The organism is Microbacterium sp. NPDC087665 (genome assembly GCF_044743285.1).
In the GTDB taxonomy this organism is placed as follows: Bacteria; Actinomycetota; Actinomycetes; order Actinomycetales; family Microbacteriaceae; genus Microbacterium.
In genome coordinates this window covers 20,106-43,771 of sequence record NZ_JBIUWD010000007.1, presented here as the reverse complement: position 1 = coordinate 43,771, position 23,666 = coordinate 20,106, and the positions used below count along the sequence as shown (strand labels likewise).

21 protein-coding genes are annotated in these 23,666 nt (G+C 69.5%); 12 read left to right on the top strand and 9 right to left on the bottom strand.

Translation table 11 applies throughout. The features are described from left to right. Positions 1 to 33: 33 nt before the first annotated feature. The 4 genes from ACIOSY_RS15195 to ACIOSY_RS15180 are packed head-to-tail and all read left to right on the top strand — an operon-like array spanning position 34 to position 3,932. Complete coding sequence (locus tag ACIOSY_RS15195; protein ID WP_400854754.1) at positions 34 to 1,077, top strand: FecCD family ABC transporter permease; 1,044 nt, start codon at positions 34 to 36, stop codon at positions 1,075 to 1,077. Further along, positions 1,074 to 2,192 carry a FecCD family ABC transporter permease gene (locus tag ACIOSY_RS15190; RefSeq protein ID WP_400854751.1) on the top strand — a complete coding sequence of 373 codons (1,119 nt, stop codon included), beginning with the start codon at positions 1,074 to 1,076 and terminating at the stop codon, positions 2,190 to 2,192. The genes ACIOSY_RS15195 and ACIOSY_RS15190 overlap by 4 nt, the downstream gene beginning before the upstream one ends. After that, positions 2,189 to 2,989, top strand: coding sequence for an ABC transporter ATP-binding protein (locus tag ACIOSY_RS15185; protein ID WP_400854749.1), 801 nt, complete (start codon positions 2,189 to 2,191; stop codon positions 2,987 to 2,989). Before ACIOSY_RS15190 ends, ACIOSY_RS15185 begins: the two co-directional genes overlap by 4 nt. Next, positions 2,979 to 3,932 (top strand): siderophore-interacting protein, encoded by a 954-nt coding sequence (locus ACIOSY_RS15180; RefSeq protein ID WP_400854747.1) that lies wholly within the window; start codon positions 2,979 to 2,981, stop codon positions 3,930 to 3,932. Before ACIOSY_RS15185 ends, ACIOSY_RS15180 begins: the two co-directional genes overlap by 11 nt. Before the next feature lie 242 nt (positions 3,933 to 4,174). On the opposite strand, the gene ACIOSY_RS15175 is transcribed toward ACIOSY_RS15180, so the two are convergent. Next, positions 4,175 to 5,017: an alpha/beta fold hydrolase gene (locus ACIOSY_RS15175; protein WP_400854745.1), complete on the bottom strand. Its 843-nt coding sequence runs from the start codon at positions 5,015 to 5,017 to the stop codon at positions 4,175 to 4,177. 96 nt (positions 5,018 to 5,113) lie between these two features. Between ACIOSY_RS15175 and ACIOSY_RS15170 the strand changes: the two genes are divergently transcribed. Beyond that, positions 5,114 to 5,680: a TetR/AcrR family transcriptional regulator gene (locus tag ACIOSY_RS15170; RefSeq protein WP_400854743.1), complete on the top strand. Its 567-nt coding sequence runs from the start codon at positions 5,114 to 5,116 to the stop codon at positions 5,678 to 5,680. Positions 5,681 to 5,893: 213 nt separating this feature from the next. Next, positions 5,894 to 6,691, top strand: coding sequence for a tryptophan-rich sensory protein (locus ACIOSY_RS15165; RefSeq protein WP_400854741.1), 798 nt, complete (start codon positions 5,894 to 5,896; stop codon positions 6,689 to 6,691). 178 nt (positions 6,692 to 6,869) lie between these two features. Here the strand turns inward: ACIOSY_RS15165 and ACIOSY_RS15160 are convergent, their stop codons facing one another. The 6 genes from ACIOSY_RS15160 to ACIOSY_RS15135 are packed head-to-tail and all read right to left on the bottom strand — an operon-like array spanning position 6,870 to position 14,595. Continuing rightward, the gene (locus ACIOSY_RS15160; protein ID WP_400854739.1) at positions 6,870 to 7,541 is read right to left on the bottom strand and encodes a response regulator; all 672 of its coding nucleotides are present in this window, start codon (positions 7,539 to 7,541) and stop codon (positions 6,870 to 6,872) included. Next, positions 7,538 to 10,048, bottom strand: coding sequence for an ATP-binding protein (locus ACIOSY_RS15155; protein WP_400854737.1), 2,511 nt, complete (start codon positions 10,046 to 10,048; stop codon positions 7,538 to 7,540). The genes ACIOSY_RS15160 and ACIOSY_RS15155 overlap by 4 nt, the downstream gene beginning before the upstream one ends. Then, entirely contained in the window at positions 10,045 to 10,647 is a 603-nt protein-coding gene (kdpC, locus tag ACIOSY_RS15150) for a potassium-transporting ATPase subunit KdpC (protein WP_400854735.1), read from the bottom strand. The genes ACIOSY_RS15155 and kdpC overlap by 4 nt, the downstream gene beginning before the upstream one ends. Positions 10,648 to 10,658: 11 nt before the next feature. Beyond that, complete coding sequence (gene kdpB, locus ACIOSY_RS15145; RefSeq protein WP_400854733.1) at positions 10,659 to 12,824, bottom strand: potassium-transporting ATPase subunit KdpB; 2,166 nt, start codon at positions 12,822 to 12,824, stop codon at positions 10,659 to 10,661. 2 nt (positions 12,825 to 12,826) lie between these two features. Then, a complete protein-coding gene (gene kdpA, locus ACIOSY_RS15140; protein ID WP_400854731.1) occupies positions 12,827 to 14,506 on the bottom strand; it encodes a potassium-transporting ATPase subunit KdpA in 1,680 nt (559 codons plus the stop codon). Continuing rightward, positions 14,506 to 14,595 (bottom strand): potassium-transporting ATPase subunit F, encoded by a 90-nt coding sequence (locus ACIOSY_RS15135; RefSeq protein WP_247623718.1) that lies wholly within the window; start codon positions 14,593 to 14,595, stop codon positions 14,506 to 14,508. The genes kdpA and ACIOSY_RS15135 overlap by 1 nt, the downstream gene beginning before the upstream one ends. Positions 14,596 to 14,885: 290 nt before the next feature. On the opposite strand from ACIOSY_RS15135, the gene ACIOSY_RS15130 reads away from it, so the two are divergent. Further along, a complete protein-coding gene (locus ACIOSY_RS15130; RefSeq protein WP_400854937.1) occupies positions 14,886 to 16,049 on the top strand; it encodes an SLC13 family permease in 1,164 nt (387 codons plus the stop codon). A 28-nt stretch (positions 16,050 to 16,077) separates the two neighbouring features. On the opposite strand, the gene ACIOSY_RS15125 is transcribed toward ACIOSY_RS15130, so the two are convergent. After that, positions 16,078 to 17,022, bottom strand: coding sequence for an alpha/beta fold hydrolase (locus tag ACIOSY_RS15125; protein ID WP_400854728.1), 945 nt, complete (start codon positions 17,020 to 17,022; stop codon positions 16,078 to 16,080). Positions 17,023 to 17,172: 150 nt separating this feature from the next. Between ACIOSY_RS15125 and ACIOSY_RS15120 the strand changes: the two genes are divergently transcribed. Beyond that, on the top strand, positions 17,173 to 17,622 hold the full coding sequence (locus ACIOSY_RS15120; RefSeq protein WP_400854726.1) for a hypothetical protein: 450 nt from the start codon (positions 17,173 to 17,175) through the stop codon (positions 17,620 to 17,622). A gap of 89 nt (positions 17,623 to 17,711) precedes the next feature. On the opposite strand, the gene ACIOSY_RS15115 is transcribed toward ACIOSY_RS15120, so the two are convergent. Further along, positions 17,712 to 19,796, bottom strand: a complete 2,085-nt coding sequence (locus ACIOSY_RS15115) for an APC family permease (protein ID WP_400854724.1) — start codon at positions 19,794 to 19,796, stop codon at positions 17,712 to 17,714. 490 nt (positions 19,797 to 20,286) lie between these two features. Between ACIOSY_RS15115 and ACIOSY_RS15110 the strand changes: the two genes are divergently transcribed. From ACIOSY_RS15110 to ACIOSY_RS15095, 4 genes are all read left to right on the top strand, one after another. Continuing rightward, positions 20,287 to 20,985 carry a GTP pyrophosphokinase family protein gene (locus ACIOSY_RS15110; protein ID WP_400854722.1) on the top strand — a complete coding sequence of 233 codons (699 nt, stop codon included), beginning with the start codon at positions 20,287 to 20,289 and terminating at the stop codon, positions 20,983 to 20,985. Between the two features lie 74 nt (positions 20,986 to 21,059). Beyond that, a complete protein-coding gene (locus tag ACIOSY_RS15105; RefSeq protein WP_400854720.1) occupies positions 21,060 to 22,703 on the top strand; it encodes a molybdopterin-dependent oxidoreductase in 1,644 nt (547 codons plus the stop codon). Positions 22,704 to 22,741: 38 nt separating this feature from the next. Next, positions 22,742 to 23,227: a molybdenum cofactor biosynthesis protein B gene (locus tag ACIOSY_RS15100; RefSeq protein WP_400854718.1), complete on the top strand. Its 486-nt coding sequence runs from the start codon at positions 22,742 to 22,744 to the stop codon at positions 23,225 to 23,227. Further along, positions 23,227 to 23,661 carry a molybdenum cofactor biosynthesis protein MoaE gene (locus ACIOSY_RS15095; protein ID WP_400854716.1) on the top strand — a complete coding sequence of 145 codons (435 nt, stop codon included), beginning with the start codon at positions 23,227 to 23,229 and terminating at the stop codon, positions 23,659 to 23,661. Before ACIOSY_RS15100 ends, ACIOSY_RS15095 begins: the two co-directional genes overlap by 1 nt. The last annotated feature ends 5 nt before the right edge of the window (positions 23,662 to 23,666 follow it).

Below are 23,666 nucleotides of genomic sequence, written 5' to 3'. Positions count from 1 at the left end.
TCCATCAGTCCGCACACGCGGAGTGGCAACTCAGTGACCGCAACCACCACCATCGCACCGGGCGCCGCAGACCTGCGGCGCCCGGTGCTGGTGCGCACGCTCTGGCTTCTCGCCGGGGTCGGTATCCTTCTCGTCCTCAGCATCCTGTCGGTGTCTTTCGGTGTGCGCGCCGTGTCGTTCGACGACATCGTCGCCGCATTCCAGGGTCAGACCGACACGATCGAGCAGGCCGCGATCGTCAAGCGCATTCCGCGCACCGTACTGGCCCTGCTCGTCGGTGCCGCGCTCGCGCTGTCGGGCGCGACGATGCAGGCCGTCACCCGCAACCCGATCGCCGACCCGGGCATCCTGGGCGTCTCGAACGGCGCATCGCTCGCGGTCGTCATCGGCATCGCGTTCTTCGGGCTCGCGAACCCCTACGGTCAGATGGCTTTCGCCATCGCCGGTGCCGCGCTCGCGGCGACCTTCGTCTACACCGTCGGCTCCCTCGGCCGCGGGGGAGCGACACCCCTCAAACTCGCACTCGCGGGAGCGGCCACCTCGGCCGCCTTCGCCTCGCTCATCAGCGCCATCATGCTTCCGCGCGTCGATCTGCTGCAGACGTTCCAGTCCTGGCAGATCGGCGGCGTCGGCGGGGCGGAATGGCCCCGCATCGTGATCACCGCTCCGGTGCTCGCCGTCGGCGCCCTCATCTGCTTCGCCAGCTCCCGCGGCATGAACTCGCTCGCGCTGGGCGACGACATGGCCAAGGGCCTCGGCGAGCACGTCTTCCGCACCCGGATGCTGTCGGCCCTGGGTGCGGTGATCCTCGCCGGTGCCGCCACCGCGATCGCCGGCCCGATCGGCTTCGTCGGCCTCATCATCCCGCACGTTTGCCGCATGCTGATCGGCACCGACCACCGCTGGCTGCTGCCGTTCTCGGCCCTCGCCGGAGCTGCGCTGCTGACCGCCAGCGACATCATCGGTCGCGTCATCTCGCCGACGTCGGAAGAGATCCAGGTCGGCATCATCACCGCCATCATCGGCGCCCCCTTCTTCATCTGGATCGTCCGCCGTCAGAAGGTGCGTGAGCTGTGACCACGACCGACCGCACCAACTCGACCGGAGGCATCGGCCCCGCCGACAACGCCGAGCACACGCTCGACCGCCCCGAGCAGACGGCATCCTCCCGGGTCGCCGCCGTCGTCGCCGGACGCCGCGCCCGCCATCGTCGGCACGCGACCGCGACGATCGTGCTTGGCATCATCGTCTTCGCGTTGTTCGCCGTCGCGCTGATGATCGGCAACACGTTCTACACGCCCATCGAAGTGATCCGTGTGATCTTCGGCGAGACGGTTCCGGGGGCATCCTTCACGGTCGGAGACCTGCGCCTGCCGCGGGCGATCCTCGCGATCCTCACCGGGTTCGGCTTCGGTATCGCCGGCGTGAGCTTCCAGACGCTGCTGCGCAATCCGCTCGCCTCGCCCGACATCATCGGCATCTCGGCCGGTGCGGGCGCGGCCGCGGTGTTCGGCATCATCGTGCTGTCGCTCAACGGCCCCGTCGTCTCGGTCCTGGCGCTCGGCGGCGCGATCGTCACCGCCCTCGTGATCTACGCGCTCTCGATCAAGGGCGGCTTCGCCGGCACCCGGCTGATCCTGATCGGCATCGGCGTCGCCGCCATGCTGCAGAGCGTCATCTCGTACATGCTGTCGCGCGCCGCGAACTGGGACATCCAGACCGCGATGCAGTGGCTCACCGGCAGCCTCAACAATGCGTCGTGGGAGCGAGTGCTGCCGATGGCGATCGCCGCCGCCGTGATCGTGCCGTTGATGCTGTCGCAGGGACGCGCCCTGGGTGCCCTGCAGCTCGGCGACGACTCGGCCTCGGGCCTCGGTGTGCGCGTGAATCCCACGCGTCTGCTGTTCATCCTCGGCGCGGTGGCGCTGCTCGCCTTCGCCACCGCCGCGACCGGACCGATCGCGTTCGTCGCGTTCATGGCCGGTCCCATCGCCGCGCGCATCACCGGCCCCGGCGCCAATCTGCTGCTGCCCAGCGCCTTCGTCGGTGCGGTGCTCGTGCTCGGGGGCGACCTGATCGCCCAGTTCGCGCTCGGCACCCGCTACCCGGTCGGCGTCGTCACCGGTGTGCTCGGCGCGCCGTACCTGATCTACCTGCTCATCCGCACCAACCGCTCGGGAGGATCGCTGTGACCGTCTCGCACAGCCTGTCGGCCGAAGGGGTCACCCTCTCCTACGGCGACCGCACCATCATCGACGGGCTCGACCTCACCGTCGCGCCCGGCAAGATCACGACGATCGTCGGGGCGAACGGATGCGGCAAGTCGACGCTGCTGCGTTCGCTCGCGCGCCTGCTCTCGCCGAGCGCCGGGCAGGTGGTGCTCGACGGCAAGTCGGTGCACGCGCGACCGACCAAAGAGGTCGCCCGCATCCTCGGCCTGCTGCCGCAGTCGCCGGTCGCTCCCGAGGGCATCGCCGTCGCCGACCTCGTCGGGCGGGGGCGGCATCCGCACCAGAAGACGCTCGCACGCTGGAGCGCGCACGACTATGAGGTCGTGACCGACGCACTCGATGCCACCGGGGTCACCGACCTCGCCGACCGCAGCGTCGACGAACTGTCGGGTGGGCAGCGCCAGCGCGTGTGGATCGCGATGGCGCTGGCGCAGGAGACCGACATCCTGCTGCTCGACGAGCCGACCACGTTCCTCGACGTCGCGCACCAGGTCGAGGTGCTCGATCTGCTCACCGACCTCAGCGTCTCGCGCGGCACCACGATCGTCATGGTGCTGCACGACCTCAACCTGGCGGCGCGCTACGCCGACGAGCTCGTCGCGATGAAAGAGGGGCGCGTGCACGCGATCGGCGCCCCGAGCGAGATCGTCACGGCCGAGCTCGTCGAAGAGGTCTTCGGCCTCGCGAATCAGATCACCACCGACCCGGTTTCCGGCAAGCCAATGGTCACACCTATCGGGAGGCACCATGTCCGCTGAGACCACCACCACCGAGAAGCCCACCTACGTGCTCGCCCGTGCCGAGGTGCGCGCGGTCGACCGCGTCTCGCCCAACTTCGTGCGGGTGACGTTCGGCGGTGCCGATCTCGATGAGTTAGGCACGCCGGGCAGCGTGTTCGACGCCCGTATCAAGCTGATCTTCCCCCCGGCATCCGGCATCCTGCCTCCGCTCGATCGCGACACCTCCGACTGGTGGGGGTCGTACCTGGCCGTGCCCGAAGCGGAGCGCGGCTCGATGCGCACCTATTCGATCCGCGACCTGCGCGTCGACCCGTCGACGGGCACCGAGGTCGACGTCGACTTCGTGCTGCACCTCGCGCCCGGCCTCACCGGGCCGGCCTCGCTGTGGGCGAGCGCCGCTGCCCCCGGGCAGGAGATCTTCCTCATCGGCCCGCGCCGCGGCATCACCGGCGGGGGCACCGAGTACACCCCGGGCGATGCGCCGTCGGTCGTGCTGGTCGGTGACGAGACCGCAGCTCCCGCGATCGCCCGCATCCTCGAAGACGCCCCGCGCGACCTGCGCGGCTGCGCGTTCATCGAGGTTCCGTCCGAGGCCGACATCCTGACGATCGATGCGCCCGCCGGCGTCGAGGTGCAGTGGCTGCCCCGCGGCGACGACCAGCTGCACGGCCTGCGTGTGATCCCGGCGGTGCTCGCGCACCTCGGCGATGCGGATGCTGCGGACGAGATCGCCGTGAAAGATCTCGACGGCGAAGATCTGCTCTGGGAGACGCCCGCGTACTCGGGGCTCGGCGAAGAGATCGCCGCATCGGATGCTCCCGCCGACCGTTACTTCTGGATCGCCGGCGAGAGCGGCGTTGTCACGACGTTGCGCCGCCACCTGGTGAAGGACCTCGGCATCGACCGCGGACAGGTCGCCTTCATGGGCTACTGGCGCCGCGGCGTCGCCATGCGCGGCTGAGTTCTGCGCGGCTGAGTCCTGCGCGGCTGAGTATGCCGGTCAGCCGCAGCCGCGGTCTCCGCTCCGATCGCGCGGAGCGCCGCAGCATCCGTTCCGGTCGCGAAAAGGCCCGGTATCCCTCTCGGATACCGGGCCTTTCTGCGACGGGAGTGTCAGCCGGACGGCGGCGGGATCGATATGTCACGTCAAATGCCTCTGAGGCGTGACATATCGATCCCGCAGCGGATGCTGCCGGGCCGGACTTACTTCGCGAGGAAGCTCGTCAGCGCGGCGTTGACCTCGTCGGCGTGCGTCCAGAGCAGGCCGTGCGGGGCGCCCTCGACCTCGACGTACTCGGCGGCGGGCACCGCCTGGTGGAAGCGGCGGGCGGTCGCGTCGATCGGCAGGATGTTGTCCTTCGTGCCGTGCAGGATCAGGGTGGGCTTGCCGGCGGCGGCCACGGCCTCGACGTCGCCGCGGAAGTCTTCGATCCACGACGAGACGACGGCGTAGGCGGCGACGGGCGCGCTGCCGATCGCGACGTTCCAGCTGCCGGTGACGGCCTCCTGGCTGATGCGCGAGCCGAGGTTCTCGTCGAGGTTGTAGAAGTCGTTGTAGAACTGCGTGAACCAGGCGAAACGGTCGCCCTTGGCGGCGGCTTCGATGCCGTCGAAGACCTCCTGCGGCACACCCTCGGGGTTGTCGTCGCGCTGCACCAGGAAGGGCTCGAGCGAGGCGAGGAAGGCGAGCTTGGCGACGCGCTCGTGGCCGTAGCGGCCGACGTAGCGGGCGAGCTCTCCGGTGCCCATCGAGAATCCGACGAGCACGACGTCGCGCAGGTCGAGGGTCTCGAGCACGGTGTTGAGGTCGGCGGCGAAGGTGTCGTAGTCGTAGCCGTCGTTCACCTTCGACGATCCGCCGAAGCCGCGGCGGTCGTACGTGATGACGCGGTAGCCCTGGGCGAGGAGTTCACGGGTCTGGCGCTCCCAGCTGTGGCCGTCGAGCGGGTAACCGTGGATCAGGACGACGGGCTGGCCGGCTCCCTGGTCTTCGTAGTAGAGCTCGATCGGGGTGCTGTTCTCGTTTCCGACGGTGATGTAACCCATGATCCTGGTCCTTTCGGTTCCGGTGAGAACGATCGTTCTCGCTCGATATGTCCAACATAGAGAACGTTCGTTCTCGTGTCAAGTAAACTTCAGGGTATGACCGAAGACGAGGCACGCGAACGCATCCTCTCCGCCGCCGAGGATCTCTACTACCGCAAGGGATACGCGGCCGTCGGCATGGACGAGCTGCGCCAGACGGCCGGCGTGTCGCTGCGTCGCCTCTACGGTCTCTTCCCCGCCAAGAACGACATCGTCGCTGCCGTGCTCGCGCGCAAGCATGCCGAGTGGGAGGCCGGGTTGTCGACCGCCGTGGCCGATGCCGGCGCCGACCCGCGCACCCGACTGCTCGCCGTCTACGGCTACCTCGAGGACTGGTTCTGCACCGACGACTTCCGCGGCTGCGCCTTCATCAACGCGTTCGGGGAGCTCGGCGGCACCAACCCCGAGGTCGCCGAGATCGTGCGCACGCACAAGGCCTCGTTCCAGGAGTACATGGCCCGCCTCGTCACCGGCACCGGGGCCTCGCCGTTGCTCGCCGCGCAGCTGTCGATCCTCGCCGAGGGGGCGCAGAGCACCGCGGCGATTTCGGGCGACGCGGCGGTTGCGGCACAGGCGCGGGGTGCCGCCGAAGTGCTGATCGACGCCGCGGTGACGGCGGGCTGAGCATCCGGCGTCTTTCATAACTCCTCAAGATCGGCCCGGTCCTGGGCCGAAACGGCCGGCATCGGGTAGCAGCCGTCGTTCTTGAGGAGTTACGCAGGCGCACCCGGGGTGTGCCGACCGGAGCTTCGAGCATTTCGCTAGCCTGGCTAGACGTTTTCGCCTCCGGAGTCAAGGCTCCTGTGCGCGCACCGACCGACCGGTACCGTGCCGGTCATGGAGACACAGACGAAGGGCATCGCCCGACAGAGCCTGGTCATCGCCGCGGCATCCTTCATGCTCATCGCGGCCGCCGTCGGAGCGGGGGCATTCGGCGGAGCATCCGTCGACGACCTGCAAGACGGCGCGCTCTCGGCCCAGGGGTCGTACCTCGCACCCGCCGGCCCCGCGTTCTCGATCTGGTCGCTGATCTACATCGGCCTGCTCGCGTACACGGTGTGGCAGGCGCTGCCGGGGCAGCGGACGGATGCTCGGCAGCAGGCCGTCGGTGGATGGATCGCCGCCTCGATGGTGCTGAACGGGCTGTGGCTGGTCACCGCGCGCTTCCTCACCCTGTGGCTGACGGTGATCGTGATCGCCCTGCTGGTGGCCGTGCTCGCTCGGGTGATCGTGCTGCTCGGACGCTTCCCCGCGAAGAACACCGGCGACCGCATCCTCACCGACGGCGCGAACGGACTGCACTTCGGCTGGGTGACGATCGCGACCGTCGCGAACACCGCCGCCTGGTTCACGCAGATGGCGCCCGAGAGTTGGGCGCAGCAGGCCGAGATCTGGGCCGTCGCGGTGCTCGCCGTCGTGATGGTGATCGGCGTCGCCGCGGCCTGGCTGACCGGCCGCATCGCCCCCGCGCTCGCCACCGCATGGGGTCTGGCCTGGCTCGCCGTCGGGCGACTGACCGACCAGCCCGAGAGCGTGCCGACGGCCATCGCCGCGATCGTCGTGGCCGTGGTGCTCGTGGTCGCCGGCGTCGTGTCGGCGCTGCGCGGGCGTGGCGCGCGCAAGGCCCGTCCCTAACTCAGGACAACCGTGCGTTGGGGGGGCCGAATCGGCTCGAAAAGCGTGGCTGGGGCCGGTTTGTCCTGAGTTAGGTACGGACGGCGGGCCGGACCCTTCGACAGGCTCAGGGGCCGAGGTCGGCTCAGGGACCCAGTGGGTCGCTGAGCCTGTCGAAGCGTCCCGCCCCGGAGGCGCCTCAGAGAACGAGCCGGTAGCCCATCCCCGACTCGGTGAGCAGGTGCACCGGGGTGCTCGGCTCGTGCTCGAGCTTCTTGCGCAGCTGCGACATGTAGAGCCGCAGGTAGCCCGAGTCGGAGACCTGCTCGCTGCCCCAGATCTCCTTCAGCAGATCCTGCCGGGTGACGAGGGCTCCCGGATGCCGCGACAGATGCTCCAGCATGCGCCACTCCGTCGGGGTGAGGTGCACGCGCGCGCCGAGACGCGTGACGGTCTTGGTCGCGAGGTCGACGACGACATCGCCGAACGAGACGGTCGATTCGCCGCCGGCCGGAACCGCCCGACGCGACAGCGCGCGCAGGCGGGCGAGCAGCTCGTCGACCTGGAAGGGCTTGGTGACGAAGTCGTCGGCTCCGGCGTCGAGCGCCTCGACCTTGTCGGCCGATCCGGTGCGGCCCGAGACGACGATGATGGGCACGTTGGTCCATCCGCGCAGCGCCTGGATGACTTCGATGCCGTCGAGCCGCGGCATGCCGAGGTCGAGCATGATGAGGTCGGGGTGGCTCTGGGCGGCGGCGGCGATCGCGGCGGCTCCGTCGGCGGCGACGACGACCTCGTAGCCGTGGGCGGCGAGGGTGATGCGCAGCGCCCGCACCATCTGCGGGTCGTCGTCGGCGATGAGGAGCTTCACTCGGTGCCCTCCGTGTCGGCGCCGGCCAGCGGCAGTGAGATGACCATCGTGAGTCCACCCCCGGGGGTGTCCTCGGGTGTCAGGCTACCGCCCATGCCCTCGGCGAATCCGCGCGACAGGGCGAGTCCGAGTCCGAGACCGGTGGTGTTGTCGGTGTCGCCGAAGCGCTGGAACGGCTGGAAGATGCTGTCGCGCCGCTCGACCGGCACCCCTTCGCCGCGGTCGACGATGCGGATCTCGGCGCGCTCGCCGAGGGCACTGGTCGACACGAGCACGCGCGTTCCCACCGGGGAGTGCCGGTGCGCGTTCGCGAGCACGTTGACGATCACGCGCTGCAGCAGCACCGGGTCGGCCTGCAGCGCGGGCAGTGCGGGGTCGAGGGCGAGTTCGACGTCGGCCGGGCCGAGCCCGAGCTCGTCGACGGCGGCCAGCACGGGGCCGGTCGCGTCGAGACGGGTGGCCGACACCGCCAGCACGCCCGCCTGCACCCGGCTCACGTCGAGCAGATCGGTGACCAGGGTCGACAGGGTCGCGAGGCTCTCGTCGGCGGTGGCGAGCAGCTCGGCGCGGTCGTCGGCCGAGAGTTCGTGCGCGCCGCGCAACCCGCCGATCGCCGCGACGGCCGAGGCGAGCGGGCGCCGCAGGTCGTGGCTGAGGGCCGAGAGCAGGGCGCTGCGCACCTGATCGGTCTCCGAGAGAGCAGCCACCTCGCGGGCGGTCGCGCGCAGGTCGGTGTGCTCGATCGCGGCCGAGATCTGGGCGACGATCGCATCGAGCAGTCGGCGTGCCGGGGCATCCAGCGCGTCACCACTGAGTTCGAGCACGGCCTGCGACGCACCGACGGGGATGCTCGTGGTGCGTCCGTCGGCGAGGGGCTCGCCGTCGCTGGCCAGCACTTCTCCATCGGCCGCGAGCAGGCGCACACCGCTGAGTCCGAACGCCTCGCGGGTGCGACTGACGAGGGCGAGTACGGCGTTGTCGCCGCGCAGCACGTTGCCCGCGACGGCGGCGAGCAGTTCGGCCTCGGCGGTCGCACGTTTGGCGGTGCGGGCGCGGCGGGCGGCCTGGTCGACGATGATGCTCACGAGGATCGCGATCACCACGTAGAGCGCGAGTGCGAGCACGTGCAGAGGGTGCGCGACCGTGATCGTGAAGAGGGGGGCGACGAAGAGGAAATCGAGCGTGATGCCCGAGAGCACGGCCGCGAAGACGGCAGGACGGATGCCGCCGATCAGCGCCACCACGACGACGAGCAGTTGATACGCCAGCACTTCGGACGTGATCGATTCGGGGCTGCGGAACGAGAACATCGCCCAGGAGAGCAGGGGGCCGCAGACCACCGCGACTACGAATCCGAGCAGTTGCCGCCGCCACCCGAGCGCCCCGCCGGTGATGCGGGGGAGTGCCACGCGCCCGCCGGCTGCGGCGTGGGTGACGATGTGCACGTCGATGTCGCCCGAGCGGCGGATGACCTCGGAGCCGATGCCGGGTCCGGTGAGCGCGGCCGCGAGTCGCCCGCGCCGGCTGACGCCGATCACGAGCTGGGTGGCGTCGGCTCCCTGCGCGAACTCGACGAGGGCTGCGGGGATGTCGTCGCCGATGATCTGGTGGAAGCTGCCGCCGAGCGACTCGACCAGGGCGCGCTGCGCGGCGAGGGCGCCGGGCGTCGAGTCGCGCAGGCCGTCTTGGGTCGAGATGTGCACGGCCAGCAGCTCGCCGCCGGCCGACCGGGCGGCGATGCGGGCCCCGCGACGCAGCAGCGTCTCGCCCTCGGGGCCGCCGGTGAGGGCGACGACCACGCGTTCGCGCGCCTGCCAGGTGCCCTCGATGCCGTGGTCGGCGCGGTAGCTGCGCAGCGCGCTGTCGACCTCGTCGGCCAGCCACAGCAGCGCGAGCTCGCGCAGCGCGGTGAGGTTGCCCAACCGGAAGTAGTTCGACAGGGCGGCGTCGATCCGCTCCGCCGGGTAGACGAGGCCGGCCGAGAGCCGGTCGCGCAGGGTCTGCGGCGCGAGGTCGACGACCTCGATCTCATCGGCAGCACGGACGACAGCATCCGGAATCGTCTCCTGCTGCGCGATGCCGGTGATCTTCTCGACGACGGCGTTGAGCGACTCGATGTGCTGCACGTTCACGGTCGTGACGACGTCGATGCCGGCATCCCGGATCGCCTCGACGTCTTGCCAGCGCTTCGGATGCCGGGAGCCGGGGATGTTCGTGTGGGCGAGCTCGTCGACCAGGGCGATCTCGGGGCGTCGCGCGATCACGGCGTCGACGTCGAGCTCGGTGAGGGCGACCCCGCGGTGCTCCGAGGTGCGGCGCGGCACCTCCGGCAGGCCGATCGTCTGGGCGAGGGTCGCCGCGCGCCCGTGGGTCTCGACGACCGCGATCACGACGTCGCGGCCGTCGTCGAGCAGGCGACGCCCCTCGGCGAGCATCTCGAACGTCTTGCCGACGCCGGGGGCCGCGCCCAGGAGAACGCGGAGCCGGCCCCGCCGCTCTCGTGTCATTCGCCCTCCCGCTCATCGAGCGCGAGATTGAGTTCGGCGACGTTGATGCGTTCTTCGCCGAGGAATCCCAGATCCCGCCCTTGAATCCTAGACTCCACGATCTGGCGCACGGTGTCGTCCGACAACCCTCGGGCTTCGGCCACGCGCGGCACCTGCAGCAGGGCGTAGGCGACGCTGATGTGCGGGTCGAGGCCCGAGCCGGATGCGGTGACCGCATCGGCCGGAATCTCGCTCGGGCTGACATCCTCGCGCTCGGCGATGGCCGCCTTGCGTTCGTCGATCGCGGCGACCAGGTCGAGGTTCTCCGGGCCGAGGTTGGTGCCGCTCGACGCGGCGCCGTCGTAGCCGTCGCCGGCGGCCGACGGACGCGACTGGAAGTACTCGGGCAGCGCCTCGCCCTCGGCATCCGTGAAGGATTGCCCGATGAGCGCGCTGCCCTTGTCGTCGGCGAGGGGTGAGCCGTTGGCCTGGCTCGGGAGGAGCAGTTGGCCGATGCCGGTCACGACGAGCGTGTAGCCGACGCCGAGCACGAGAGTGAGCACGAGCATCGCGCGGATCGCGACGCCCGCGGTGCGGACGGTGGTGCGAGTGGAGGACATGGCGAGGCCTTTCAGAAACCGGGGAGGAGGCTGACGACGAGGTCGATCAGCTTGATGCCGAGGAACGGGGCGATCACTCCGCCGAGTCCGTAGACGAGCAGGTTGCGCTGCAGGATCTGCGAGGCGCTCGCCGGCCGGTACTTCACTCCGCGCAGGGCGAGCGGGATGAGGAACACGATCACGATCGCGTTGAAGATGATCGCGCTGGTGACGGCGGATGCCGGGGAGTGCAGTTGCATGATGTTGAGCACCGCCAGCCCGGGGAAGATGCCCATGAACATCGCCGGGATGATGGCGAAGTACTTGGCGATGTCGTTCGCCAGCGAGAAGGTCGTGAGCGCCCCTCGGGTGATGAGCAGCTGCTTGCCGATGCGCACGATGTCGATCAGCTTGGTCGGGTCGGAGTCGAGGTCGACCATGTTGCCGGCCTCTTTCGCGGCCGAGGTGCCGGTGTTCATCGCGACGCCGACGTCGGCCTGCGCGAGTGCCGGAGCGTCGTTCGTGCCGTCGCCGGTCATCGCGACGAGGCGTCCGCCCTCCTGCTCGCGGCGGATGAGAGCGAGCTTGTCTTCGGGTGTGGCCTCCGCGAGGAAGTCATCGACCCCGGCCTCGGCGGCGATCGCCTTCGCCGTCAGCGGGTTGTCGCCGGTGATCATGACGGTGCGGATGCCCATGCTGCGCAGCTCGTCGAACCGGTCGCGCAGGCCGTCCTTCACGATGTCCTTCAGGTGCACGACCCCCAGGATGCGCTCGCCGTCGGCGGCCTTCACCGCGACGACGAGGGGGGTTCCGCCGCTCTCGGCGACGGCATCCGTGCGGCTCATCAGCTCGGCATCTCTGCTCTGGGTCCCTGAGCCCGTCGAAGGGTCGAGCCACGCCCGCACGGCCGAGCCGGCACCCTTGCGGATCTGCGTGCCGTCGGCGAGGTCGAGCCCGCTCATGCGGGTCTGCGCGGTGAACGGCACGACGACGGCATCTGCCGGTTCGTCGACGCGGATGCCCCGGCTCGCCGCCAGATCGACGATCGACGCGCCCTCGGGCGTGGGGTCGGCGAGAGAAGAGAGAGCCGCGATGCGCAGCAGCTCGTCGGCGTCGACGCCCGGCAGCGGCAGCACCTCGTGGGCGCGGCGGTTGCCGTAGGTGATCGTGCCGGTCTTGTCGAGCAGGAGGGTGGTGACGTCACCGGCCGCCTCGACCGCGCGGCCCGACATGACGAGCACGTTGCGCTGCACGAGACGGTCCATGCCGGCGATGCCGATGGCCGAGAGCAGGGCGCCGATCGTGGTCGGGATGAGGCACACGAGCAGGGCGATGAGCACCGGGATGCTCACGGGTGACGCCGCGTACGACGCGATCGGGTTGAGCGCCAGCACCACGATCACGAACACGATCGACAGGCTCGCGAGCAGGATGTTGAGTGCGATCTCGTTGGGCGTGCGCTGGCGGCTGGCACCCTCGACGAGCGCGATCATGCGGTCGACGAACGTCTCGCCCGGCTTCGAGGTGATGCGCACGACGATGCGGTCGGACAGCACCCGGGTGCCGCCCGTGACCGCGCTGCGGTCGCCGCCCGATTCGCGGATCACCGGGGCGCTCTCGCCCGTGATGGCCGACTCGTCGACCGTGGCGATGCCCGCGATGATGTCGCCGTCGCCGGGGATGAGTTCTCCGGCCTCGACGATCACGAGGTCGTCGCGCTGCAGCTCGGCCGACGAGACCTCGACGGTCTCGGACCGGGCGGCGAGAGCATCCGTCGCGGCGTCGTACCCGACGACCCGCCGCGCCATGGTGCTCGTGCGGGTCTTGCGCAGGCTCGCGGCCTGCGCCTTGCCGCGGCCCTCGGCGACGGACTCCGCGACGTTTGCGAACAGCACGGTCAGCCACAGCCACACGGCGATGCCGGCCGTGAAGGGTGCGGGCACGGGGGTGCCACCCGATTCGCCGGGACCGCCGATGAACGGCTCGGCGATCGCGAGCGCCGTGGTGAACGCGGCGCCGACCCAGACGAGCAGCATCACGGGGTTGCGCACGAGGGCGGCGGGATTGAGCTTGCGCAGCGCACCCGGCATCGCGGCGGCGAGCTGGGGCCAGCCGAACGTGCGGGGTTTCGCGGCCTCGGACCCTTCAGCGGGCTCGGGAACCGAGGGGGTCTCGGGGGGAGTAGTGATGAGCGTCATGGTCAGACGAGTCCTTCGGCGAGGGGTCCCAGTGTGAGCACGGGGAAGTAGGTGAGCGCGGTGACGACGACCGTCACGGCGAGGAGCAGGCCGACGAACTGCGGCCGGTGGGTGGGGAGAGTGCCCGCGGTCTCGGGCACTTTCTCCTGCGCCGCGAACGAACCGGCGAGCGCCAGCACGAGCACGATCGGCAGGAAGCGTCCGAGCAGTATCGCCACACCGAGCGCGGTGTTGAACCACGGGGTGTTGGCGGTGAGACCGGCGAACGCCGAGCCGTTGTTGTTGGCGGCCGAGGTGAACGCGTAGAGCACCTCGCTCATGCCGTGCACGCCGGGATTCAGGATGCTCGTCGCCTCGACATCCGCTCGGATGCCGGGGATCGCGAAGCTCAGCGCCGTACCGCCCAGCACGAGCGCCGGAACCACCAGGATGTACAGGCTCGCGAGCTTGATCTCCTTCGGGCCGATGCGCTTGCCGAGGTACTCGGGCGTGCGTCCGACGAGCAGTCCGCCGACGAAGACGGCGATGATCGCGAGCACGAGCATCCCGTACAGGCCCGATCCGACGCCGCCGGGGGCGACCTCTCCGAGCATCATGTTGAGCATCGGCATCATGCCGCCGAGGGCCGTGTACGAGTCGTGCATCGAATTGACCGCACCGGTGGAGGTGAGGGTGCTGGCGCTTCCGAACAGCGTGGAGCTGAGGATGCCGAAGCGCACCTCCTTGCCTTCCATCGCGGCTCCGGCGAGTTCGGGGGCGGTGCCCCGGCCTGCGAGCTCGAGGGCCGAGAGCGCGAACGTCGAGATCAGGAAGATCGTGCCCATGACGGCCGCGATCGCGTAGCCCTGGCGGTTGTCGCCGACCATGCGGCCGAACGCGCGGGGGAGTGAGAAAGGGATCGCCAGGATCAACAGGACCTCCAGCAGGTTCGTCGCACCGGTCGGGTTCTCGAAGGGATGCGCCGAGTTGGCGTTGAAGAAGCCGCCGCCGTTGGTGCCGAGCAGCTTGATGGCCTCCTGCGAGGCGACGGGCCCGCCGGGGATGGTCTGCGGGTTACCCGCGACCGTGGTGATGTCGGTGAATCCGGCGAAGTTCTGGATCACACCGCCGGCGATCAGGGCGAGGGCGCTGATGATCGCGATCGGCAGCAGCAGGCGTCCGAGTCCGCGGATCAGGTCGACCCAGAAGTTGCCGATCGTGGTCGAGCCGCGGCGGGCGATGCCGCGGATCAGCGCCACCGCGACCGCGAGACCCACGGCCGCCGACACGAAGTTCTGCACCGTGAGGCCGGCGAGCTGCACGGTGTAGCCCATGGTCTGCTCGGGCGAGTACGACTGCCAGTTGGTGTTGGCGACGAACGAGGCCGCGGTGTTGAAGGCGAGGCCCTCGGGCACGGCGGGGAGCCCCAGCGACTCGGGCAGGAAGCCCTGCAGGCGCTGCAGTCCGTAGACGAGCAGAAGCCCGACCACCGAGAATGCCAGCACGCTGCGGGCGTAGGCCCGCCAGGTCTGCTCGGATGCCGGGTCAACCCCGATCACGCGATAGACACCGCGCTCGACCCTGGCGTCGCGCGGGCTCGTGAAGACGTGGGCGATGTAGTCGCCGAGGGGGCGGTAGAGCAGCACGAGGGCGACGATGAGCACCGCTGCCTGCAGGATGCCGAACCAGATCTCGGCGCCCATCAGATGCGCTCCGCAGCGACCAGGGCGATCACGAGGTAGACGACGGCCGCGGCGGCGAGCGCGGCGGCGATGATCTCGAAGACGATCACAGCTTCTCCACCCCCTTCGCGGCGAACGAGACGAGGGCGAACAGCGCGAGAGTCAGCGCGAGGTAGAGGATGTCGAGCACGTCACCGATACAACTCCTCGCCCGGAGTCGAATCGACGATCCTCACGGTTCCCCTACGCCGCCTCGCCCGATGCATGCAGGTTGCTCACGGCATCCGCCTTTCCGGTCTCGCTCCCGTCGCACTTTCTGTCGGTTCCGGGCCCACGAACCGACAGAAAGTGCGACGGGAACCGGGGGTGGCGGATCTAAGATCACGAGGTGGCGAAGAACATGCGGCGGATCGGGACGGGGACGTGGGTCGTCGTCGCGCTCGTCGTCATTGCGCTCGTCTGCGTGGTCGCCGGCATCCTGCCGGGAACGGATGCCGGGGCGCTCGGCGAGCGCATCGCCCCCGTGCTCGGGTTCGTCGTCGCGATCACGATCGTCGCCGAGCTCGCCCGCGACGCCGCCGTGTTCGACGTGGTCTCGCAGCGCCTCGCGCGCTGGGGTCGAGGGAGGGTGCTGCTGCTCTGGGCGCTGGTGGTGGCGCTCGCCGTGGTGAGCACGGTGTTCCTCTCGCTCGACACGACGGCCGTGATCGTCACCCCCGTGGTGATCGTGCTGGCGCAAAGCATCGGGGTCTCACCGATCCCCTTCGCGCTCGCGACGATCTGGCTCGCGAACACGGCATCGCTCGCCCTGCCCGTCTCGAACCTCACGAACCTGCTCGCCGCCGACGCCATCGGAGGCCCCGGAGCGTTCTTCGCGCTGAGCTGGGCCCCCACGCTCGTCGGCATCATCGTGCCGGTCGCGATCCTCACCCTCGTGCACCGCCGCACGGTGTTCGCCGCGTACGAGACGCCCACGCCCAGGCGGCCCGCCGATCCGACGCTGTTCTGGAGCGCCACCGGCATCCTGCTCGTACTCATGCCCCTGCTCGCACTCACGCACGACGTGTGGATTCCGGCATCCGTCGCCGCGCTCGCGCTCGTGGTGCTGTTCGCCGTGCGCCGCCGCCGGGCGCTGCGGCTCTCGCTCGTGCCGTGGCAGGCGCTCGCGCTCGCCGCCGCCCTGTTCGTGATCGTCGAGACCGCGCACGCGCAGGGACTGCTCGAATTCTTGACCTCGCCGACCGCGTCGGGCGATTCGGCGGGCGACCTGTTCCGGCTCGCCGCCCTCGGCGCGGTCAGCGCCAACGCGATCAACAACCTGCCGGCCTACCTCGTTCTCGAACCCGCGGCCGGTGACCCCGTCGCACTGATGGCCCTGCTGATCGGCGTCAACCTCGGTCCGCTCATCACGCCGTGGGCGTCGCTCGCGACCCTGCTCTGGCATCACCGCATCGTCTCCCTCGGGGTCGAGATCCGCTGGAGCCGCTTCGTGCTGTGGGGAACGGTCGCGGCGGTGCCGACGGTGCTGGCCGCGGTGCTCGTGCTGATGTGGGTCGCCGGGTAGCGGCATCCGGAGCAGGGGACGGATGCCGTCAGCCGGCCGCCAGCCCATCGAGGAAGGTGCGCGTCTCGTCGGCCAGGGTCGCCGACTGCGTGTGGTGCAGGTAGTGGCCGCCCTCGAGAGCGACCACCCGGCCGTGGTCAACGCTCGCCGCCTGGGCCTCGTGCAGCTCGAGCCACCTCGGAACCTCGGCGTCGTCGGCCGCGACGAACAGCAACACCGGCAGATCGGCGGCGAAGGTCGTACCGCTCACGGATTCGAAGTTCGCGGGGACGTGATCCATCTCGTCGAGCATCGTCGGCGCGGCGGCGTTCCGTGCGCTGAGCACGTTCATCCGGTCGGCGGTGGCCTCGTCGTATGGCAGCCCCTCGTAGGGGTCGGCGGCGATCGCGCTCAGCACACGGGTGAGTCCGAGGTTCGAGAGCGTGGCGATCGTCGACGTCGGGATGGGGTCGTTCCACCCGGGCTGATCGGGCACGCTGCTGTCGATGCCGATGAACGCGGTGACCTCGTCGGGGTAGGCGGCCGTGTAGGTGAGCGCGTAGATGCCCGAGATCGAGTGGCCCATCAGGGCGTACCGGTCGATGCCGAGCTGCTGCAACGCCTCGTGCACTTCGCGGCTGATGTTCTCGGCGGTGCGCGCGACGTCGGTCTGATCGCTCAGCCCGGTGCCGAACGGCTCGACCGCGACGACCCGGTGGGTGGTCTGCAGCTCGGCGATCAGGGGTTCGAAGTCGAGGCCCGGTGCCGCCGTGCCGAGACCCGGCAGCAGCACGATCGTCTCGTCGCCCTCGCCCGCCACCGCGACGTTCATCGACTTGCCGTCGACGGGCACGAGCTCTCCGTACGCGGTGAAGACGGATGCCTCGACCCGCGTCGCGATCACATTCACGATCGCGGTCGAGGCGATCGCGAAGACGGGCACCGCCACGATGACTCCGAGGGTGGTGAGGACGACTTTCCAGGGCTTGCGCATGGTGCTCTTTCTCGATCGGCGGGGTCGGGTCTCCGCATCTGACTCCAGTCCACTCGGCGCCGGCCTCGCGAGGAAGTGACGCCCTGTCACCGGTGCCGGTGACATGTGTCACGACCTGCGCCTGTCGGTGCGGCCTGACAGGATGTGGGCATGAGTGTGATCTACGACTACTTCTCGGCAGCATCCGACGACCTCGCTGTGACGGTGCTCACCGTCGGCGGCGGGCCCACGGCCGAAGGGTCGGGTTTCGACACCGCATCCGCGGGCGGCATCGACCCCGTCGTGCAGCTCGGCACCCTCGAGGCACTGCTCACCGGCACGCCCTACGACGACGTCACCGAAGACCCGCGCGCCGGCCTCAACCTCGCGATGAGCGAGGACTACGACCAGATCGTCATCACGGTGACCGATGCTCTCGCCACCGCGCTCGCCGCAGTCGACGATGCGCGCCTCGCCGAGGTGGCGGTGCCGTGGTCGCAGACCGACGAGCTCGCAGGCTCCGACCCGGCAGGTCTCGCCGGGTTCCTGCGCGAGCTCGCCGCCCTCGCGCGTGGTGCCGAAGCATCCGGCCACCGCCTGTACTGCTGGGTCTGCATCTAGACCTCGCTCCCGTCGCTCCGGTCGCGAAAAGGCCCGGTATCCGAGGTGGATACCGGGCCTTTCTGCGACCGGAACGGCGGATGCCGGAGCTACTCCTGCGGCGGACCCGCGGGGCGGTGGGCTCGACGACCCGACACGACCACCGGGCGGCCGGCGCGCTGCTGGCCGGGGAGCGGACGCGAGCGACGCCCGTAGATCAGCTCCGACGAGTCGAGCAGCCACGGCACGAGCGTGATCGAGACGCCGTGCACGAGCATCAGCTGATTCGCCAGGCGGCGGGCGCGACGGTTGTGCAGGAACGATTCCCACCAGTGGCCCACGATGTACTGCGGCAGGTACACCGTCACCACCGACGAGCCGTGCTTCTCGCGGTACTGCTTGATGAACTGCGTCACCGGTTGCGCGAACGAGCGGTACGGCGACTCCACGATCACGAGCGGGATCGGCACGAGATGGTCGGCCCACTGCCGCTGCAGTTCGGCGGCGTCGTCGGATGCCACGGCCACGTGCACCGCGATCGTCTTGCCGTGCTTCGCCGCGACCGCGTAGTCGATCGCCTTCATGACGGGCTTCTGCAGCCTGTTGACCAGCACGATCGCGACATCGCCGGATGCCCCGAACCGCGTCGTGTCATCGATCTCGATCTCGTGCTCGACGTCGCGGTAGTACCGCTTCACGCCCAGCATGAGGAAAGCGAGGATCGGGATCGCGAAGAACACCAGATACGCGCCGTGGGTGAACTTGGTGATCGTCACGATCAGCAGCACGAGCACGGTCATGACGGCACCGGCGGAGTTGATGATCAGACCCACGCGAGCCGAACGGCGGTCGGTCGCCGAGGCGCCGTCGATCGTGCCGTCCGGGGCGTCGCTGTCGGGTTGCCGCAGCACCCTCCGCCAGTGCCGCACCATGCCGATCTGCCCGAGCGAGAACGACACGAAGACGCCGATGATGTACAGCTGGATCAGCGTGGTCAATCGCGCCTGGAACACCACCAGCACGATGATCGCGCCGATGCCGAGCAGGATCATGCCGTTCGAGAACACGAGGCGGTCGCCGCGGGTGTTGAGCGACTTCGGGGCGTAGCCGTCACGGGCGAGCACCGCGCCCAGCAACGGGAAGCCGTTGAACGCGGTGTTCGCCGCGAGCAGCAGCACGCACGCCGTCGCCGCCTGCACGATGAAGAAGGCGATGCTGCCGCCCCCGAACGTCGCCGCGGCGATCTGCGCCATCAGGCTGGGTTGCGGGTTCGTGCAGTCGAAGCCGATCAGATCGCACGGGTTCTCGGCGTAGTGCACCCCGGTGATCAGGGCGAGGGCGGTGAGGCCCGCGAACAGGCAGATCGCGATCGACCCCATCAGCACCAACGTCGACTGGGCGTTGCGCACCTTCGGCGCCCGGAAGGCAGGCACCCCGTTCGACACGGCCTCGACGCCGGTGAGGGCGGAGCATCCGCTCGAGAACGCCCGCAGGATCAGCAGGATCACCGCGGCCTGGCTCAGGCTCTCGGCCTGCACCGAGAAGTCGGCGCTCGACGCCACCGGCGCATCGCCGAGGAACGTGCGGATCAGCCCGGTCACGATCATGATTCCGACCGACCCGATGAAGACGTACGTGGGGATCGCGAACACGGCGGATGCTTCGCGCACCCCGCGCAGGTTCACGATGATGATGAGCACCACGAAGCCGACGGCCAGTTCCACGCGGAAGGGGTCGAGGCCCGGCACGGCCGAGATGATGTTGTCGACGCCCGAGGCGACCGACACGGCCACCGTCAGCACGTAGTCGACCAGGAGCGCCGCGGCCACGATCACGCCCGGAATCTCGCCGAGGTTCTTCGAGGCGACCTCGTAGTCGCCGCCGCCGGAGGGATACGCCTTGATGAGCTGCCGGTAGCTGAGCACCACGACGACCAGCAGCACCACGACCGCCATCGCCACCAGCGGCGTGAACGAGAGGAACGTGAGCCCGCCGATCAGCAGGATCATCACGAGCTCCTGCGGGGCGTACGCCACCGAGCTCAACGCATCCGACGCGAAGATCGGAAGAGCCATGCGCTTGGGGAGCAGCTGATCGTCGACCTGGGCGCTCGTGAGCGGCTCACCGATCAGGATGCGCTTGACGGCCGGCGCATCGGCGCCCTCTCTGGTTTCATCTGGCACGTCGGGCGACACTACTCCTGATGAGCGGCATCCTCACGCCATCCTCACGGAATCCCTACGGGCCGCCGGGGCGCCCTCACGGAATCCTTACGGTCTGCGGTCGAGCCCCCGGCCACAACTCAGGACAAAAGGCGCGCCGTCGGCCCGTAGGCCGCCGATCAGGCCGGAACGGGAAGGGTTGTCCTGAGTTAGGGTCGCGGCGTGCGCGGACGAACCTGCGGATGCCGGGGCATCCGCTTCTGAGGAGGTCTCACGCAACGAGGCGGAATGCGGGCGGATGCTCCGTCACACCATGAGATCTCCTCCCGAACGCGCGTGGTCGCGCCCTCTGGGGCGGAGATCTCGCTGTCGGGAGGAGGAATCGGTGGAAGTTCTCCGCCCGACGGGGAGTTCTCCGCCCGACGCGTTGTCTCCGGCAGGGCCAGGCCGGGGCATCCGCGGTGCGCGGGGCAACCCCGAGATGCACAGCCGTTTCCGATCACGGATGGATAACGTCGATGTCATGACCACCCTTCCCGTCGATGAACTGGCGATCCAGGAGACGAAGGCGCTCCGGGATCAGTTCCAGCGATTCCTGCGCGAGTACGAATTCGGGATGCGCGAGGTCGAGACGAAGATCTCGATCCTGCGCGACGAATTCACGCACCACCACGCGTACAACCCGATCGAGCACGTCAAGAGCCGGGTGAAGTCGCCCGACAGCATCGTCGAGAAGCTCGCCCGCAAGGGCATCGACGAGCCCGACTTCGAACTGATCCGCCGCGAGATCACCGACATCGCCGGCGTGCGGGTCACCTGCAGCTTCGTCGCCGACGTCTACCGCCTGTTCGACCTGCTCACCGCGCAGGACGACGTCACCGTGCGGGTCGTGAAGGACTACATCGCCACGCCCAAGTCGAACGGCTACAAGAGCCTCCACGCCATCATCGAGGTGCCGGTCTTCCTGTCGACGGGTGCGCTCATGGTGCCGGTCGAGGTGCAGTTCCGCACGATCGCGATGGACTTCTGGGCCAGCCTCGAGCACAAGATCTACTACAAGTTCTCGAACCAGGTGCCCTCGCACCTCGTCGAGAGCCTGGCCGATGCGGCCGAGGCCGCCGCCGAGCTCGACACCCGCATGGAGCGTCTGCACCGCGAGGCGCACGGGGTGCCTCAGCGTCAGCTCGCCCCGCCGCCCCCGCCGCACATCGTGCAGGTGTAGTTCCGGCACCATCCGATCCGCCCTCCGCTCCGAACAATCGGGGAGCACCGTCACCGGTGGACCAGGAGGACATCATGGCCAAGCGCCGCAGTGGGAAGCGATTCATCGTCTGGGCAGCGCTCGCGGGCGTGATCAGCGGGGCGGTCTTCCTCGCCATAGCCGAGCTCTTCGCGTTGATCGTGGCGCGCTCCGCGAGCCCGATCCTGGCCGTCGGCGGCTTCGTGATCGACATCGTGCCGCAGCCCTTCAAGGAGTTCGCGATCGCGACCTTCGGCGAGTACGACAAGATCGCGCTGCTCGCCGGCCTCGGATTGGCCGTGGTGATCGCGTCGGCGATCGCCGGCATCCTGCAGCTCGTGCGCGCACCGCTCGGTGTGATCGCGCTCGGCATCGCGGGTGTGCTGTCGACCGCGGCGATCGTGACACGCGCCGGAGTGGCGCCGCTGGCCTTCCTGCCTCCCGTGCTCGGCACCGTCGCGGGCGCCTTCATCCTGATCGTGCTGACCCGCCGTCTGCGCCGCTGGCGCACGGCCGCGCTCTCGACGGGCACGGCCCGAAACGTGCCCGTCGACCCCTCGACGCCGCCGATCACCAAGCCGTCGCCGACCGATATCCCGACCGCGGGCAACGTCGGAGGCAAATCCGCCGGCGTCGATCGCCGTGGCTTCTTCGCCATCGCGGCCATCGCGGGCATCTCCGCCGTGGTCGTCGGCGTCGCTTCGCGCACTGTGAGCATGGCGGTGGGATCGGTCGAGAGCATCCGCAAGGCGTTGAAGCTCCCGGCGCCCGGCAGCACCGTCACCGTGCCGCCGGGAGCCGAGCTCGACGTACCCGGCATCAGCCCGCTCTTCACCCCGAACAAAGACTTCTACCGCGTCGACACCGCACTCACCGTGCCGACCGTCGACCCCGAGACCTGGCGCCTCGTCATCGACGGCATGGTCGATCAGCGGGTCGAGATGAGCTTCCAGGATCTGCTCGACATGGGGCTCGACGAATACGCGATCACGCTGACCTGCGTGTCGAACGAGGTCGGTGGCGAACTCGTGGGCAACGCGATGTGGCTCGGGGTTCCGCTGCGCGACGTGCTGAAGAAGGCCGGCGTGAAGTCGGGTGCCGACATGGTGCTCTCGCGCAGCGTCGACGGCTACACGGCCAGCACCCCGCTGTCGGCACTCACCGACGACAACCTCGACGCGATCCTCGCGGTCGGCATGAACGGCGAGCCGCTTCCGCTCGAGCACGGCTTCCCGGTGCGCATGGTCGTTCCGGGTCTCTACGGCTACGTGTCGGCGACGAAGTGGCTCACCGAGCTCAAGGTCACCACCTTCGCCGACGACGAGGCCTACTGGACCCCGCGCGGGTACAGCGCCGAGGCGCCGATCAAGTTCTCGTCGCGCGTCGACACCCCCAAGCTCGGGGCGGCGGTTGACGCGGGCCGCATCCCGATCGCGGGTGTCGCCTGGGCGCAGTCGGTGGGCATCGAGCGCGTCGAGGTCAGCATCGACAACGGCGACTGGATGCCGGTGCAGACGTCGGCTCCGATCAACGACGACACCTGGGTGCAGTGGTTCATGGAGTGGGACGCCACCCCCGGCACCCATTACGTGGCCGTGCGCGCCATCAACAAGAACGGCGAGACCCAGATCGAGGAGCGTGCGCCCATCGCGCCGAACGGTTCGTCGGGCTGGCAGCGCTCGCTGATCCGGGTCAACTGATCGGTGCGGCGATGCGAGGGGCGTCCTAGGGTGGACGCATGACCCAGCCTTCAGCCTGTGTGATCACCGTCTCCGATCGATCGTTCGCCGGAGAGCGCGAGGACCGCGGCGGGCCGATCGCGGTCGGTCTGCTCCGTGAGGCGGGGTGGCACTGCCCCGACGCCGAGGTCGTCGCCGACGGAGCGGACTCGGTCGCCGATGCCCTGCGCCGGGCATGCGCGCGCGGGGTGAAGCTGATCGTCACGACCGGTGGCACGGGCGTCGCCCCGCGCGATGAGACCCCGGAGGGAACGCAGCAGGTCGTCACGCGGGAGGTGCCCGGTATCGCCGAGGAACTGCGTCGCCGAGGCCTCGATGACACCCCGAAGTCGGTGCTCTCGCGGGGCATCGCCGGCATCATCGACCCGTTCGGCGCGCTCGTGGTGAATCTTCCCGGCTCGACGAATGCCGTCTCGTCGGGCGTACCGATCGTGCTCGGTGTTGCGGCGCACATCGTCGACCAGCTCGCCGGTGGTGATCACTGATGAACGACGTGCGCATCGCCGCGATCTCCGAGACGCCGCTCGACCTCGACGCGCACCTCGCCGCGGTCGACGACCCCACGCTCGGGGCGGTCACGACGTTCGTCGGGCGCGTGCGCGACAACGACCCCGACGCCGACTCCCCGGTGGTCGGCCTGGAGTACAGCGCGCACCCCGACGCCGAGGCGACGCTGCGGCGCATCGCCTCCCAGGCATCCGGCGCGGGCGACGGGCCGGTCGTCGTCGCCGTCAGTCACCGCATCGGACAGCTGGCCGTGGGAGACGCCGCCGTCGTGATCGCGGTCGCGTCGGAGCACCGTGCCGAGGCGTTCGCCGTGTGCCGCGAGGTCATCGAGGCGATCAAACGCGACCTTCCGGTGTGGAAGCGCCAGCACGAGTCCGACGGCACCTCGTCGTGGAAGGGCATCGGCGGCTGACCGGT